This window comes from Maritimimonas rapanae (genome assembly GCF_057837205.1).
In genome coordinates this window covers 1,123,461-1,138,469 of sequence record NZ_JBYQFI010000001.1, presented here as the reverse complement: position 1 = coordinate 1,138,469, position 15,009 = coordinate 1,123,461, and the positions used below count along the sequence as shown (strand labels likewise).

Genomic DNA, 15,009 nt, shown 5'->3' with positions numbered 1-15,009 from the left:
AACTAATTTTTTGAAAAAGCTCAAAATTTTTAACGACCCAATTTACGGATTTATTCCAATACAAAATGCATTAATTTTTGATATTATTGAACATCCTTATTTTCAGAGATTAAGGCGTATTTCTCAGATGGGATTATCGTATTTAGTCTATCCTGGAGTGCATCATACACGCTTTGAACATGCACTTGGATGTCTTTTTTTGATGCAAAAGACAATTGAAGTATTGCGTTTTAAAAAAGTGAAGATTTCTAAGCAAGAAAGTGAAGCTGTACAAATTGCTATCTTATTACACGATATTGGCCATGGTCCGTTCTCTCATACACTAGAAAATAGTTTAACAAACGATATCCAACATGAATCAATTTCATTAAAGTTTATGGAAAAATTGAATGACAATTTTAATGGAAACTTATCGCTGGCTATAAAAATGTTCAAAGGCGAGTATGAGCGACCATTCTTTTGTCAATTGATTGCCAGTCAGTTAGATGTTGATCGTTTAGATTATTTAAAAAGAGATAGTTTTTATAGTGGTGTAACAGAAGGAAATATTAATTCTGATCGTTTAATTACCATGTTAGATGTGGTAAATGATAACTTGGTTGTTGATAAAAAAGGAATTTATTCTGTAGAAAAATTTATAGTTGCGCGTAGATTAATGTACTGGATGGTGTATTTACATAAAACGAGTTTGGTTGCTGAAAATATTTTAGTGAACATTTTAAAAAGAGCTAAAGAGCTAAGTGTAGTTGAAAAAAGTTTATCGGTTAGTGATAACCTGAATTACTTTTTAAATAGTAGTAAGGCTTTTGATTCAAAGTCTTTAGAAATATTCTCAAAACTAGATGATTATGATATTATTAGTTCTGTAAAAAATTGGATGAATCATTCAGATAAAATTTTATCTGAACTTTGTAAATCTATTATAAATAGAAGCCTTCCTAAGGTAATTATAAAGAATGATGAGATTTCTAATTCTGTCTATCAATCAAAATCTAAAAAAGTTGCTCAAAAATTTAATCTTGATGAAAAAGAGCTATCATACTTTATTCATAAAGGATCCATAAGTAATCAGGCATATAGTAAAGATAAATACCCGATAAATATTAAATTTAAAAACAATATAGTAGAAGATATTGTTGATGCATCTGACCATTTAAATATTAAGGCATTAACCCAACCAGTTACCAAAAATTTTATCTATTACCCAAAATAGTTACCGCATTATTATTAGGTTATTTTTTTTACTTTTGCAGCAATGAAATTTACAGCAAAACAAATCTCGGATATTTTAGAAGGAGAGGTGATAGGTAATCCTGATGAAGAAGTAAGCAAACTTTCTAAAATTGAAGAAGGCGAAAAGGGTTCGTTAACCTTTCTTTCAAATCCAAAATACACCCCTTTTTTATATACCACAAATGCTTCTGTAGCTATAGTAAATAGTAGTTTTATTCCTGAAAAAGAAATTTCTGCAACACTAATTAAAGTAGAAGATTCTTATAAAGCATTTTCGAAATTGCTCGAATTTTATAATCAAGTAAAGCTTAATAAAACGGGTGTTGAAGATCCAAATTTTATAAGTGATTCAGCAAACTTAGGTGAGAATATTTATCTAGGAGCTTTCACTTATATAGGAGAAAATTCTAAGATTGGAAATAATGTTAAGATTTACCCTAATGTATTTATAGGCGATAATGTAAGTATTGGTGATAATACGATGATTTTTGCTGGTGCCAAGATTTACTCTGAATCTCAAATAGGTAATAAATGTACCATACATTCTGGTGTAATTATTGGCTGTGATGGTTTTGGTTTTGTGCCTGATGAAAATGGTGTTTATAATAAAGTTCCTCAAACGGGCAATGTAATCATAGAAGATAATGTAGATATTGGATCTGGTACAACTATAGATAGAGCAACTTTAGGGTCTACAATCATCCGTAAAGGAGTAAAACTAGATAATCAAATTCAGATTGCTCATAATGTTGAAATAGATGAAAATACTGTAATAGCAGCTCAAACTGGTGTTGCCGGATCCACTAAAATTGGCAAAAACTGCCAAATTGGAGGTCAAGTTGGTATTGTTGGGCATATTATTATTGGAAATAATGTAAGGATACAAGCACAATCTGGTATAGGTAGAAGTTTAAAAGATAACGAGACTGTACAAGGCAGCCCCGCATTACCATATTCAGACTATAATAAATCGTACGTTCATTTTAAGAACTTAACTAGATTAGCAGATAAAGTTTACGAATTAGAGAAAAAGTTAAAAGAGCAAGAAAAGGTTAAATGAGTACTAAACAAAAAACAATACAGAAAGAAGTTTCACTTTCTGGGGTAGGACTACATACAGGAAAAGAAGTTAAGTTAACTTTTAAGCCTGCACCAGAAAATCATGGTTTCGCCTTTATTAGAGTTGATTTAGAAGGTAACCCAATTATTGAAGCTAAAGCTGATTATGTAACCGATACGCAAAGAGGCACAAACTTAGAAAAGAATGGAGTTAAGATTAACACTTCAGAACATGTTCTTGCGGCAGTTGTTGGTTTAGGGATTGATAATATTGCAATTGAATTGAATGCTCCTGAACCTCCAATAATGGACGGTTCATCTAAATTTTTTATTGAAGCATTAGAAAATGCTGGAATACAAGAACAGGAAGCTGAAATCGAGGAATACGTCGTAAAAGAAGTAATTTCATATAAAGATGAAGCTACAGGCAGTGAAATTATTCTGATGCCTTCAGATGAGTACAAAGTTACTACTATGGTTGATTTTGGCACTAAAGTATTAGGTACTCAAAATGCAAATTTAGAACATATTGCTGATTTTAAAGATGAGATCGCAGATGCAAGAACTTTCAGTTTTTTACATGAAATTGAAATGCTCCTAGATAATGACCTTATTAAGGGAGGTGATTTAAACAATGCAATAGTTTATGTAGATAAACCATTGTCTACAGAAACTATGGAGAAACTTCGAGTTGCATTTAAGAAAGATAACGTAGCTGTAAAACCCAATGGTATTTTAGATAATCTAACGTTGCATTGGCCTAATGAGGCAGCTAGACATAAGTTACTAGATGTTGTTGGTGATTTAGCTCTAGTGGGCACTCGCATTAAAGGGAAAGTAATTGCAAATAAACCAGGTCATGGAGTTAATACACAGTTTGCTAAAAAGTTAGCCAAACTTATTAAAATAGAAAAACGCAATAAGGTTCCAAAATTTGATTTGAATTCACCTCCCTTAATGGATGTGAATAAGATCATGAAAATGTTACCGCATAGGCCACCTTTCTTATTAGTTGATAAAATTATTGAGCTATCTGATAAACATGTTGTTGGTTTAAAAAATGTAACTATGAATGAACCATTTTTTGTTGGTCATTTTCCTGGCGCTCCAGTAATGCCAGGTGTTTTACAAATTGAAGCTATGGCTCAAGCAGGTGGTATTTTAGTTTTAAGTACAGTACCAGATCCAGAAAATTACTTGACTTATTTTATAAAAATAGATAAGGTACGTTTTAAACAACAGGTAATGCCAGGTGATACGCTCGTCTTTAAACTAGAACTACTTTCACCAATTAGAAGAGGAATTTGCCATATGCAAGGTTATGCCTATGCTAATGGTAGATTAGTAACCGAAGCCGAATTAATGGCTCAGATAGCTAAAAGAACCGACTAACAATTATGAATCAACCGTTAGCTTATATACACCCTAGTGCAAAAATTGCAACTAATGTAGTTGTAGAGCCTTTTGCTACAATTCATCATAATGTAACCATTGGTTCAGGCACGTGGATCGGATCTAATGTAACTATTATGGATGGTGCTCGTATTGGTAAAAATTGCAGAATTTTTCCTGGGGCTGTTATTTCTGCTATTCCACAAGATCTTAAATATGATGGTGAAGATACTACTGTAGAAATAGGTGATAATGTCACTATTAGAGAATGTGTCACTATAAATCGTGGAACCAATGATCGGCTAAAAACTGTTATTGGTAATAATTGTTTAGTTATGGCTTATTGTCATGTTGGCCATGATTGCGTAGTAGGAGACAATTGTATTTTTTCTAATAACTCTACTCTTGCTGGTCATGTTACAGTAGGAGATAATGTTGTATTAGCAGGAATGGTTGCGGTACATCAATTTGTATCTGTTGGTAATCATGCTTTTGTAACAGGAGGGTCTTTAGTTAGAAAAGATATTCCGCCATATGTAAAAGCAGCACGTGAGCCTTTATCTTATGTCGGTATAAATTCTGTTGGTCTGCGTAGAAGAGGATTTTCGACAGAAAAAATTAGAGAAATTCAAAATATTTATCGTATCCTATACCAACAAAATTATAATAATACACAAGCTGCTTCCATAATAGAAGTTGAAATGGAAGCAACACCTGAAAGAGATGAGATACTAGAGTTTATTAAGAACTCACAAAGAGGTATTATGAAAGGATATTTTAAATCAAATTAAAAAGATAGATGGCAAACACATCAGATATAAAAAAAGGGCTTTGTATAGTATACAACAATGATACTTATAAAATCATTGAATTTCAGCATGTTAAACCTGGAAAAGGACCTGCATTTGTAAGAACAAAATTAAAAAGTCTAACAACTGGAAAAGTAATAGACAATACATTTTCAGCGGGTCATAAAATTGAGGAAGTCCGTGTAGAAACACGTAAATATCAGTATTTGTATAGTGAAGGAGAAACTACCTATCATTTTATGAATAATTCCGATTATACTCAGATTCAACTGCAGAAAGATATATTAGATGCTCCAGAGTTAATGAAAGAAGGTGAAATTGTCACTGTTATAGTTAGAGCAGCAGATGAAATTCCACTAGCGGTTGAAATGCCTGCCAGTGTAATTTTAGAAGTTACGCATACAGAACCAGGTGTAAAAGGTAATACAGCTACCAATGCCACCAAACCAGCAACTGTAGAAACAGGAGCTCGAGTTAATGTACCTTTATTTATTAATGAAGGTGATAAAGTTAAAATAGAGACTGAAAAAGGCACATATCAAGAACGTGTAAAGGAATAATTTTCTAAATGAAATTCCCTAGAACTTATACTTTAAAAGAAATTTCTGAATTAATTGATTCTGAATATATTGGTGATGAAAATTTCTCTGTTTTAGGAATGAATGAAATTCATGTTGTTGAACCTGGTGATATTGTTTTTGTAGATCATCCTAAATACTATGACAAAGCATTAGAATCAGCAGCCACAGTTATCCTCATTAATAAAAAAGTAAAGTGCCCTGACGGAAAAGCGCTTTTAATTTCTGATGATCCTTTTAATGATTTTAATAAATTATCCGCTCATTTCAATCCTTTCAAGCGTGCCAACAAATCTATTGCAGATTCAGCTAAAATTGGAGATGGCACTATAATACAACCCAATGTTTTTATCGGTAATAATGTGCAGATTGGTAGTAACTGTCTTATACATCCTAATGTTACTATTTATGACAATTGTGTTTTAGGTGATAATGTAATCATACATTCAGGTACTGTGCTTGGTGCTGATGCTTTTTATTACAAAAAAAGACCAGAAGGGTTTGATAAATTGCAATCTAGCGGAAGTGTACTTGTAGGAAATAATGTAGAAATTGGGGCATCATGTACCATAGACAGAGGAGTTACCGGTAATACTACTATAAAAGAAGGAACCAAAATTGATAATCAAGTACAAATTGCCCATGATACTGTAATCGGTAGAAAGTGTTTAATTGCTTCGCATGTAGGTATTGCGGGTTGTACAGTTTTAGAAGATGAAGTTACCTTATGGGGACAAGTAGGCGTTATAAGTGGCATAACTATAGGTAGAGGAGCGGTAGTATATGCACAATCTGGTGTTGGTAAAGATTTAGATGGAGGTAAAGCATATTTTGGATCACCATGCGATGAAGCGAGAAAAAAATATAGAGAATTAGCAGGAATTAAAGTCTTACCTCAAATTATAGAAAAAGTAAATAATATATCTTAAAAGGCTTTTACAATCATATTTAAAAAATTATTTTTGTCGAGTTTTAATCGAGATAATTAACAAATTAAAATATATAAATCACAATGAGTGTTTTAGTAGATAAAGATTCAAGAATTATTGTTCAAGGTTTTACTGGTAGTGAGGGTACTTTTCATGCAGGTCAAATGATAGAATATGGAACCAATGTAGTAGGTGGTGTAACGCCAGGTAAAGGTGGACAAACTCATCTAGATAAACCAGTTTTTAATACAGTTGTAGAAGCTGTAGAGAAAGCCAATGCAAATACGAGCATTATTTTTGTACCACCAGCTTTTGCAGCAGATGCAATTATGGAGGCTGCTGACGCAGGAATAAAAGTAATTATTTGCATTACTGAAGGAATACCTGTTGCTGATATGGTTAAGGTAAAAGCATACATTGCTGATAGAGATTGTCGTTTGGTTGGACCAAATTGCCCAGGTGTTATTACACCAGATGAAGCAAAAGTTGGTATTATGCCAGGATTTGTTTTCAAAAAAGGGAATGTGGGTATAGTTTCAAAATCTGGTACTTTAACGTATGAAGCAGCTGATCAAGTTGTAAAGCAAGGGTTGGGTATTACTACCGCTATTGGTATTGGCGGTGATCCAATTATAGGTACAACTACTCAAGAAGCTGTAGAAATGCTTATGAATGATAAAGAAACAGATTGCATAGTAATGATCGGTGAGATAGGAGGACAGCTAGAAGCTGATGCCGCTAAGTGGGTAAAAACTGACGGTAATAGAAAACCAGTAGTAGGTTTTATTGCAGGGCAAACTGCACCAGCTGGTAGAACTATGGGACATGCTGGAGCTATAGTAGGAGGAAAGGATGATACAGCTCAAGCTAAAATGGAAATTTTAGCAGCTAATGGAATTCATGTGGTGAGTTCTCCTGCAGCAATTGGTAAAAAGGTTGCAGAAGTTTTAGGATAAGTAATAACTTTATATTTTTAAATAAAAAGCCTGCATTTTGCAGGCTTTTTTCGTTAACTAATAAAACTAAAAGGAATCAGGTTTTGATTTCTTTAGGTTTTTCTTTCATGTTCTTATCTAAGAAATCTGTCATAGCATTATAGAAATCGAAACGATTTTCTTCATTTCTAAAGCCATGGCCTTCATTTTCTTTTAACATGTATTGAACCGTAACGCCATTTTTCTTTAAAGCTTCTACCATTTGGTCAGATTCGGCTTGTACAACACGAGGATCGTTAGCACCTTGAGCAATAAATAATGCAGCTTTAATTTTATCTACATGAAAAACAGGGCTGTTAGCTTTCATCATAACACTATCTTTAGTACTAGGGTCTCCAACCATTTCATATAACATTTTCTTATATGGCTCCCAATATGGAGGAATTGTTTCCATAAATGTAAACAGGTTAGATACACCAACATAATCAACTGCTGCTGCATATAAATCTGGTGTATTTGTAATTCCCGCTAAAGTTGCATATCCTCCATAGCTACCACCATAAATAGCAACACGCTCTGGATCTGCGATACCTTCATCAATTAACCATTTTACACCATCAGTAATATCGTTCTGCATTTCTTGTCCCCATTTTTTAAATGAACTTTCCCAAAATTGTTTTCCGTATCCTGTAGAACCTCTAAAGTTCATTTGTAAAACTGCATAACCTCTATTAGCTAATAATTGTACTTCAGGATTATAACCCCAATTATCACGTGCCCAAGGACCACCATGAGGGTTAATAACTACTGGAAGATTTTTAGCTTCAACACCAATAGGTAAAGTTAAATACCCATTAATCTTAAGACCATCTCTAGAAGTATAACTAATAGGTTTCATTTCGGCCATATGTTCAGACTTAATCCAAGGGCTAAGGTCTGCCATGTGTTTAACTTCACCAGAATTTTTGTCATAATGGTAATAAGAACCTCTTGTTTTGTCATTACCTGCATAAATTAGAAACTTATCTTCTTCTTTATTACTAGAAGTAACATAATACTCGTTGCCGGTACCTAATTCATCTTCTAATTTTTTAAAAATATCTTCAGCTTCTTTATCTAAGAATTTTCTATTTAATTTATCTTTAGTAAAATTAATTACTGTTGGTACTTTTCTTTTCGATGAGTACGAAATACCGTCAACATCAACTTCATTATCAATAAAAATTTCTTCTAATTCTTTATTCTCTTTAAGATCATATTTTACAACGGCAGCTTTATCTCTTCCTAAATTTGATACTGCATACACTGTATGACCGTTGTCAAAATCAAAGAATTGAGGAGCTAATGTTTCTTTAAAGTTAGTAGTTATTACTTCTTTAAAGGGTTGATCTTCAGATTCTCTATACATAATCGTATTATCAACACCATTGGTAACATAAGCTAACCGCAGTTTGCCATCATGATCAGTGTCCCAACCAGTTATGTTTCCGGGATTTTCATAAAGCAATTTCATTTCACCAGTATTGATATTTAATCTATAGGGATCAAATACTTGTGGAATTCTTTTGTTTAGACCAATAATCATTTCATCTTGATTTTCTTCAAGATCATCAATAATTTGAGCACGTACGCCATCAAAAGGTGTTAAGTCCTTTTCATTAGACCCGTCTTTGTTTACGGCAAATAGATGAAAATTTTCATTACCACCTTTATCACGCACATAAACTAATCGATCATTGTTAGCCCAGAAATATCCAGAAAGATCTCGATCTTCTACACTAGTAACCCTAGTTGCAGAGTCACTATCGAATTTACGAACATGAATATTCATCCTGTTTTTGTATGGAGCCATATAAGCTACATATTCTCCATTTGGTGATAAACGAAAAGTTCTTTTTTCTGAATTTTTAAAAAAGTCTTCAACAGGAATTTTTGGTGCTGGTTTCATTGCGACAGGCTTGTCGTCTTTTGAGTTTTTACATGCTACCACAAATAAAAGTACTAGCGATAGCATTGCTAGTTTTTTCATGAATTGAATTATTATAGTTAATATATACTTGACGATTATTTTTAGATAAAGTTACATTTTAAGAAATATTTTAACAAATCTATCGATAATTGATACAAATCGAGGATAACTATTTTAGTATATTTGGTGTTCAATTTAACTGACTTAACTCTATGAAATTATTAGAAAATAAAACAGCTTTAATTACTGGAGCAACACGTGGTATTGGTAAAGGAATTGCAGAAGTTTTTGCAAAACAAGGCGCCAATGTAGCTTTTACTTATAGTTCTTCTGTTGATGCAGCTAAAGCTTTAGAAAAGGAATTACAAGTTCAAGGTGTAAAAGCTAAAGGGTATCAATCGAACGCGGCAGAATTTGATGCAGCACAAGAATTAGCAAAAAATGTATTGGAAGACTTTGGTTCTATAGATGTATTAATTAATAATGCTGGTATAACTAAAGATAATTTACTAATGCGTATATCAGAAGAAGATTTTGACAAGGTGATTGAAGTAAATTTAAAGTCAGTCTTTAACCTGACAAAAGCAGTAATTCGCCCAATGATGAAACAAAGAGCAGGTTCCATTATAAATATGAGTTCTGTTGTTGGTGTAAAAGGAAATGCTGGTCAGGCAAATTATGCCGCTTCAAAAGCTGGTATAATTGGATTTTCTAAATCTGTTGCTTTAGAGTTAGGATCTAGAAATATTAGAAGTAATGTAATTGCACCAGGTTTTATAGAAACTGAAATGACTGGAGCTTTACCAGAAGAAACTGTTAAAGCTTGGCGAGATGCTATTCCTTTAAAGAGAGGTGGCTCACCAGAGGATATTGCTAATGCATGTGTATTCTTAGCTTCTGATATGTCTAGCTATATTACTGGTCAAACTTTAAGCGTAGATGGTGGAATGCTGACATAAGGTTTAACTTTGGAAATAACAACATATTTATATATTCTACTAGCTGCAATTGTTGCCTTAGCAATTGCAGTTTTTCAATATTTCTATAAGTCAAAAGCACGATCAAGAACTAACATTCTATTAGCTTTTTTACGATTCTTAGCTTTATTCTTATTGTTTTTATTGATTATTAATCCTTCAATAGATACTAAACACCTAGAAACCATAAAGCCCAGGCTATTAGTAGTTGTTGACAATTCTTCCTCAATTAAATTTTTAAAGAATGACTTAGAAGTCAACGAAGTTTTGCAAACTATTCGTACAGATAATACTATAAACGAAAGGTATGATGTTAATTATTTCGCTTTCTCAGAAAATGTACAAGAATTGGATTCATTAGATTTTAATTCAAACAGTACCAATATAGTAAACACTCTTAGTTCGCTTGAAAATCTTTATAAAGATGAAAATACTGCTATAGTTTTAATTACTGATGGTAATCAAACATTAGGTACAGATTATTCTTTTTATAGATCAAAATCAACAATTTTCCCTATTGCCATAGGTGATACAATACCGCAAGAGGATCTAAAGATTTCTAAACTAAATGTGAATAGATATAGCTTCTTAAATAACACATTTCCTGTTGAAGTCTTTGTAAATTATAATGGAAATAGAACTATTTCTACTAATCTTACTGTAACACAAGGTAATTCAAATGTATACAGAAAAACGATTACACTTTCACAGGAGAAAAATTCAGAAAAAGTTAATTTTAACTTAACTGCAAATAGAGTAGGAGCAATAAACTACAGCATATCTATTTCTGCTTTCGCCAACGAATTTAATGTTATAAATAATAGAAAGAATTTTGTAGTTAATGTGATAAATGAGCAATCAAAAATTGCTTTGGTAAGTGATTTTATGCATCCAGACTTAGGAATGTTTAAACGTTCTATAGAAACTAACAAACAACGAAAAGTTGATATTTTAAAGGCTTCAATTGATTTAAACCTAAAAGAGTATCAGTTAGTTATATTATACCAACCTAATAGAAATTTTAAAACTATTTTCGATAAATTAATCGCAGAAAATAGTAACTATTTTATTATCTCAGGTACACAAACAGATTGGAACTTTTTAAATAATATACAGTCAGATTTTAAGAAAAGTACAATTAATCAATCTGAAGATTATCAAGCTTCCTTAAATAACAGTTACTCATCTTTTGTTTTAGATAATCTTAATTTTGAAGAATTTCCTCCATTACAAGCAAAGTTTGGTGAGATCAAATTTAATGTTCCTTCTGAAACAATTTTACACCAAAATGTCAATGGCATACAAATCAATAATCCTTTATTAGCAACTTTTGCCGATAAAGAAAGAAGAGGAGCTATCTTGTTAGGTGAAAATAGTTGGAAATGGAGAGTTTTTTCATTTACTCAAAATAAATCATTTACAGATTTTGATAGTTTCATAAACAAATTAGTCCAATATCTTTCTATAAAAAAGAGATTAAATCGATTAGAATTAAATTATCAACCAATTGTATATCAAAATGATATTATTAAAATTGAAGCTACTTATTTTGATAGTAATTACGCCATAGATACAAGGGCTAATTTGTCGTTAAGTTTAAACAACTCACAAACTAATGAGGTGAAAAATTTTCCATTAAGGTTAAATGGACAATACTACGAGGTAAATATCCCTAATTTATCTAGCGGAGAATATTCATTTACTGCAACAGTAAAAGATCAAAACTTACAGAAAAGTGGGTCATTTACTGTTTTAGATTATAACATAGAACAGCAATTCACGTATGCTAATGTAGAGTCATTAAACTCACTTGCATCACAATCTAATGGCAAGTTGTACCATAATTCTAATTATAAAAGCCTATTAGAAAATCTTGGTGTAAGAGAAGATTACAAGTCTATTCAAAAAAGTACTATAAAACAATCTCAACTTATTAATTGGAAGTGGCTACTAGGTCTAGTTGTGCTATTTTTAGGCTTAGAATGGTTTATAAGGAAGTATTATGGTATGGTATAATATTTATTTCTGATTTTAACTTTTTTAATTTTCATTAACATTTTATTAAGATTTTATTAGCTTTTTTAACTTTTTATTAAGATTTTTGAACTAATTAATTCAAATCAAATAAATATGAAAACAAAGCGACTTAGCATTTTGACGCTTTTATTAGCGTTTTTTGTGCAATTTACATTTGCGCAAGAAAAAACAGTTACAGGTACTGTTACAGACGAAACTGGTCCATTACCAGGCGTTAGTGTCTTAATTAAAGGCACAACAATTGGTACTGAAACAGATTTTGATGGTAAATATTCAATTCAAGTAAGAGAAGGGGAAACTCTCGTTTTTAGTTTTGTCGGTATGACAACTCAAGAAAAAATAGTGGGTAACTCTGACATAATTAATGTTATTCTTCAAGCTGATAATGTATTAGATGAAGTTGTAATAGTTGGATACGGAACACAAAGTAAGAGAAAATTAACAGACAATATTGTAAAATTAAGTTCTGATGATATTGAAGGTGTACCAACGCCAAATGTATTTAATTCTTTAGCTGGTAAAGCAGCTGGGGTACAGATTAGTCAAACAAATGGTAAAATTGAAGGTGGTCTTAATTTTAGAATTAGAGGTCAAGCTAGTTTAACTGCCGGTACTAATCCACTTTATGTATTAGATGGTATACCTCTAGTTAATAACGATGAGTCAAATAATGGTTCACCAACAAATCCATTATTAACTTTGAGTCCAAGCGAAATTGAATCTATAGATATATTAAAAGATGCATCTTCTGCAGCTATGTATGGTGCAAGAGGAGCAAATGGAGTAGTAGTAATAACAACTAAAAAGGGTAAACAAGGAAAGGCTAAATTTTCCCTTAATTTTTCAAATGGTGTTAGTGAAGCTTCTAATAAGAGAGATTGGTTAAACGCAGATCAATATATTGAATTGTTTACAGAGGCTGCCGCAAATGGTTTTGCATTTGGTGGTTGGCCAGCTCCTGGTTTTGTTGAAGGTAGGTTTGATAGATACTCAAACGGAACTTGGCAAAGTAGAACTTATGATACAGATTGGCAAGATATAGCTTTAATAAAGGGACATACTAGAGATGCAGATTTTTCTATGTCAGGTGGTAGTGAAAAAACATCTTACTTCTTTACTGCTTCGTATAATGATACCAAAGGTATTGTTCATGGTAATGAACTAGATCGAATAGGCGCTCGTATAAATGTTAGCCATAAGCTATCTGAAAAATTTACAGCTGGTATGAATTTAGGTTATAGTAGAGCAAATATAGATAGAATTGCAAATGATAATGCATTTGTAACTCCTCTACAGGCAATAGCGCAATCTCCTATTTCACCTGCTTTCGTAGATGGAGAACCATTTACAAATACTGTTTATGCAAACTATTTGTTACAAGATAAATATGCAAGCTACAACACTAAAATTAGGAGAATTACTGGAAAAATTTTTGGTGAATATAAATTTACTGATTGGATTAAGTTTAACTCTGATTTTGCTTATGATCTTTATAGTCAAGTTGAGGATCAATTTGTAGGTAGATTAGCTCCTTTTCAATCAACCAATGGTCAAGCATTTGCTTCTAATGTTAATACAGAAAACTATATTATAAGTAATTATCTAACATTTTCTAAAAACTTTAATGAAATTCACGACTTAGATTTAGTAATTGGTACTGAGTATAATAAAAGTGATAAAAGAGATATAAGTGTAACTGGTACTCAATTCCCAACAGATGATTTTCAAACTGTTAATAGTGCTGCTTCGATAACAGCTGGAGAAGGAAATACTACAGCTTACACTTTTGTATCATATTTTGCGAGAGCTACCTATTCTTTAAATGATAAATATTTATTTAAAGCAAGTATTAGAAGAGATGGTTCTTCAAGATTTGGTAAATCAGAGCAGTTCGGTATATTCCCTGCGTTTTCTGCAGGATGGATTTTATCTGAAGAAGATTTTATGGCAAATTCTAATACATTTTCTTTCTTAAAGCTTAGAGGTAGTTGGGGGGTAGTTGGTAATGCAGAAATTGGAAATTTTGGATCTAGAGGATTATTCGGAGGAACATCATATAATCAACGGCCAGGTATTACACCTACACAGGCTGGAAATGATAATCTAACTTGGGAAGAATCTACTCAGTCTGATTTTGCAATTGAATATGGGTTGTTTGACAATAGAATTTCTGGTGAAATTGCTTATTATGTTAAAGATACTGATGGTTTAATCTTTGGGCAACCATTACCTCCTAGTTCAGGTGATCCAAACGGAAATGGTATTAATAAGAATATTGGTAGAATTACTAGTAAAGGACTAGAGTTAACTATTCAAAGTAAAAATATAATAGGTGATAATTTTACTTGGACTACTAATTTTAATATTGGTCAAAATGATAATGAAGTTAAAGAATTACCAGATGGTAATGATGTAATAACTAGTAGAAGTATTTTAAGAGAAGGTGAAGCCATAAATGCATTTTATTTAATAGAATATGCTGGTGTGGATTCAAATAATGGTGATGCGTTATATAATTTAAATGATGGAAGTGGTGGAACTACAAATGACCCAGATGCAGCAAATAGAATTGTTATTGGTAGTCCTTTTCCAGAATGGATTGGTGGATTAACTAACTCATTTACTTTTAAAGATTTTGATTTAAGTTTTACATTCCAAGGAGAATGGGGTGCAAGTATTTATAACGGAGGTGGACGTTTTCAATCTGCAAACGCTGATTGGTTTGACAACCAAACTACAGATCAGTTAAGACGTTGGCAACAACCAGGAGACATTACTGATATTCCTCAGGCTAGATTAGGTTGGGGTAATGGTACTGGGCATTCAACACGTTATTTAGAAGAAGCAGATTTTATTCGTTTGCGAAATCTTACTATTGGTTATAATTTACCAAGTAATGTATTAGAAAAAATAAAGCTTAGTAATTTTCGCCTTTATTTTAGTGGTCTAAACTTACTAACTTTTACAGATTATGAAGGTTACGACCCTGAGTCACGAAGTGATGCTAATGATGCTACAGCTCCTGGTCAGGTCTTTTATTCAGCACCAGCAGCTAGAACTTACTCTTTAGGTGTAAATATTACTTTTTAAT

The 15,009-nt window shown here is 32.1% G+C and carries 11 protein-coding genes; 10 read left to right on the top strand and 1 reads right to left on the bottom strand.

Annotated features, from left to right (window positions below; translation table 11 throughout):
• The first annotated feature begins 10 nt into the window (after positions 1-10).
• The 7 genes from AC3IF2_RS05430 to sucD all read left to right on the top strand — a co-directional run bounded on the left by AC3IF2_RS05430 (position 11) and on the right by sucD (position 6,956).
• Positions 11-1,213: an HD domain-containing protein gene (locus tag AC3IF2_RS05430; protein ID WP_489166052.1), complete on the top strand. Its 1,203-nt coding sequence runs from the start codon at positions 11-13 to the stop codon at positions 1,211-1,213.
• A 42-nt stretch (positions 1,214-1,255) separates the two neighbouring features.
• Entirely contained in the window at positions 1,256-2,293 is a 1,038-nt protein-coding gene (gene lpxD, locus AC3IF2_RS05425) for a UDP-3-O-(3-hydroxymyristoyl)glucosamine N-acyltransferase (RefSeq protein ID WP_489166051.1), read from the top strand.
• Entirely contained in the window at positions 2,290-3,684 is a 1,395-nt protein-coding gene (locus AC3IF2_RS05420; protein WP_489166050.1) for a bifunctional UDP-3-O-[3-hydroxymyristoyl] N-acetylglucosamine deacetylase/3-hydroxyacyl-ACP dehydratase, read from the top strand. The genes lpxD and AC3IF2_RS05420 overlap by 4 nt, the downstream gene beginning before the upstream one ends.
• A gap of 5 nt (positions 3,685-3,689) precedes the next feature.
• Positions 3,690-4,475, top strand: coding sequence for an acyl-ACP--UDP-N-acetylglucosamine O-acyltransferase (gene lpxA, locus AC3IF2_RS05415; RefSeq protein ID WP_489166049.1), 786 nt, complete (start codon positions 3,690-3,692; stop codon positions 4,473-4,475).
• A gap of 8 nt (positions 4,476-4,483) precedes the next feature.
• The gene (efp, locus tag AC3IF2_RS05410) at positions 4,484-5,053 is read left to right on the top strand and encodes an elongation factor P (RefSeq protein ID WP_489166048.1); all 570 of its coding nucleotides are present in this window, start codon (positions 4,484-4,486) and stop codon (positions 5,051-5,053) included.
• 8 nt (positions 5,054-5,061) lie between these two features.
• Positions 5,062-6,000, top strand: a complete 939-nt coding sequence (locus tag AC3IF2_RS05405; RefSeq protein ID WP_489166047.1) for a UDP-3-O-(3-hydroxymyristoyl)glucosamine N-acyltransferase — start codon at positions 5,062-5,064, stop codon at positions 5,998-6,000.
• Positions 6,001-6,083: 83 nt separating this feature from the next.
• The gene (gene sucD / locus AC3IF2_RS05400) at positions 6,084-6,956 is read left to right on the top strand and encodes a succinate--CoA ligase subunit alpha (RefSeq protein WP_489166046.1); all 873 of its coding nucleotides are present in this window, start codon (positions 6,084-6,086) and stop codon (positions 6,954-6,956) included.
• A 76-nt stretch (positions 6,957-7,032) separates the two neighbouring features.
• On the opposite strand, the gene AC3IF2_RS05395 is transcribed toward sucD, so the two are convergent.
• The gene (locus AC3IF2_RS05395; protein ID WP_489166045.1) at positions 7,033-8,964 is read right to left on the bottom strand and encodes a prolyl oligopeptidase family serine peptidase; all 1,932 of its coding nucleotides are present in this window, start codon (positions 8,962-8,964) and stop codon (positions 7,033-7,035) included.
• 152 nt (positions 8,965-9,116) lie between these two features.
• Between AC3IF2_RS05395 and fabG the strand changes: the two genes are divergently transcribed.
• From fabG to AC3IF2_RS05380, 3 genes are all read left to right on the top strand, one after another.
• Positions 9,117-9,863 carry a 3-oxoacyl-[acyl-carrier-protein] reductase gene (fabG, locus tag AC3IF2_RS05390; protein ID WP_489166043.1) on the top strand — a complete coding sequence of 249 codons (747 nt, stop codon included), beginning with the start codon at positions 9,117-9,119 and terminating at the stop codon, positions 9,861-9,863.
• A 9-nt stretch (positions 9,864-9,872) separates the two neighbouring features.
• Entirely contained in the window at positions 9,873-11,897 is a 2,025-nt protein-coding gene (locus AC3IF2_RS05385) for a vWA domain-containing protein (RefSeq protein WP_489166042.1), read from the top strand.
• Between the two features lie 114 nt (positions 11,898-12,011).
• Entirely contained in the window at positions 12,012-15,008 is a 2,997-nt protein-coding gene (locus AC3IF2_RS05380; protein WP_489166041.1) for a SusC/RagA family TonB-linked outer membrane protein, read from the top strand.
• Position 15,009: the final 1 nt, after the last annotated feature.

What these genes read in the sequence shown, in the direction of transcription:
- lpxD (WP_489166051.1), top strand. Translation starts at nt 1,256, where the DNA reads ATGAAATTTACAGCAAAACAAATCTCGGATATTTTAGAAGGAGAGGTG.
- AC3IF2_RS05420 (WP_489166050.1), top strand. Translation starts at nt 2,290, where the DNA reads ATGAGTACTAAACAAAAAACAATACAGAAAGAAGTTTCACTTTCTGGG.
- lpxA (WP_489166049.1), top strand. Translation starts at nt 3,690, where the DNA reads ATGAATCAACCGTTAGCTTATATACACCCTAGTGCAAAAATTGCAACT.
- efp (WP_489166048.1), top strand. Translation starts at nt 4,484, where the DNA reads ATGGCAAACACATCAGATATAAAAAAAGGGCTTTGTATAGTATACAAC.
- AC3IF2_RS05405 (WP_489166047.1), top strand. Translation starts at nt 5,062, where the DNA reads ATGAAATTCCCTAGAACTTATACTTTAAAAGAAATTTCTGAATTAATT.
- sucD (WP_489166046.1), top strand. Translation starts at nt 6,084, where the DNA reads ATGAGTGTTTTAGTAGATAAAGATTCAAGAATTATTGTTCAAGGTTTT.
- AC3IF2_RS05395 (WP_489166045.1), bottom strand. Translation starts at nt 8,964, where the DNA reads ATGAAAAAACTAGCAATGCTATCGCTAGTACTTTTATTTGTGGTAGCA.
- fabG (WP_489166043.1), top strand. Translation starts at nt 9,117, where the DNA reads ATGAAATTATTAGAAAATAAAACAGCTTTAATTACTGGAGCAACACGT.
- AC3IF2_RS05380 (WP_489166041.1), top strand. Translation starts at nt 12,012, where the DNA reads ATGAAAACAAAGCGACTTAGCATTTTGACGCTTTTATTAGCGTTTTTT.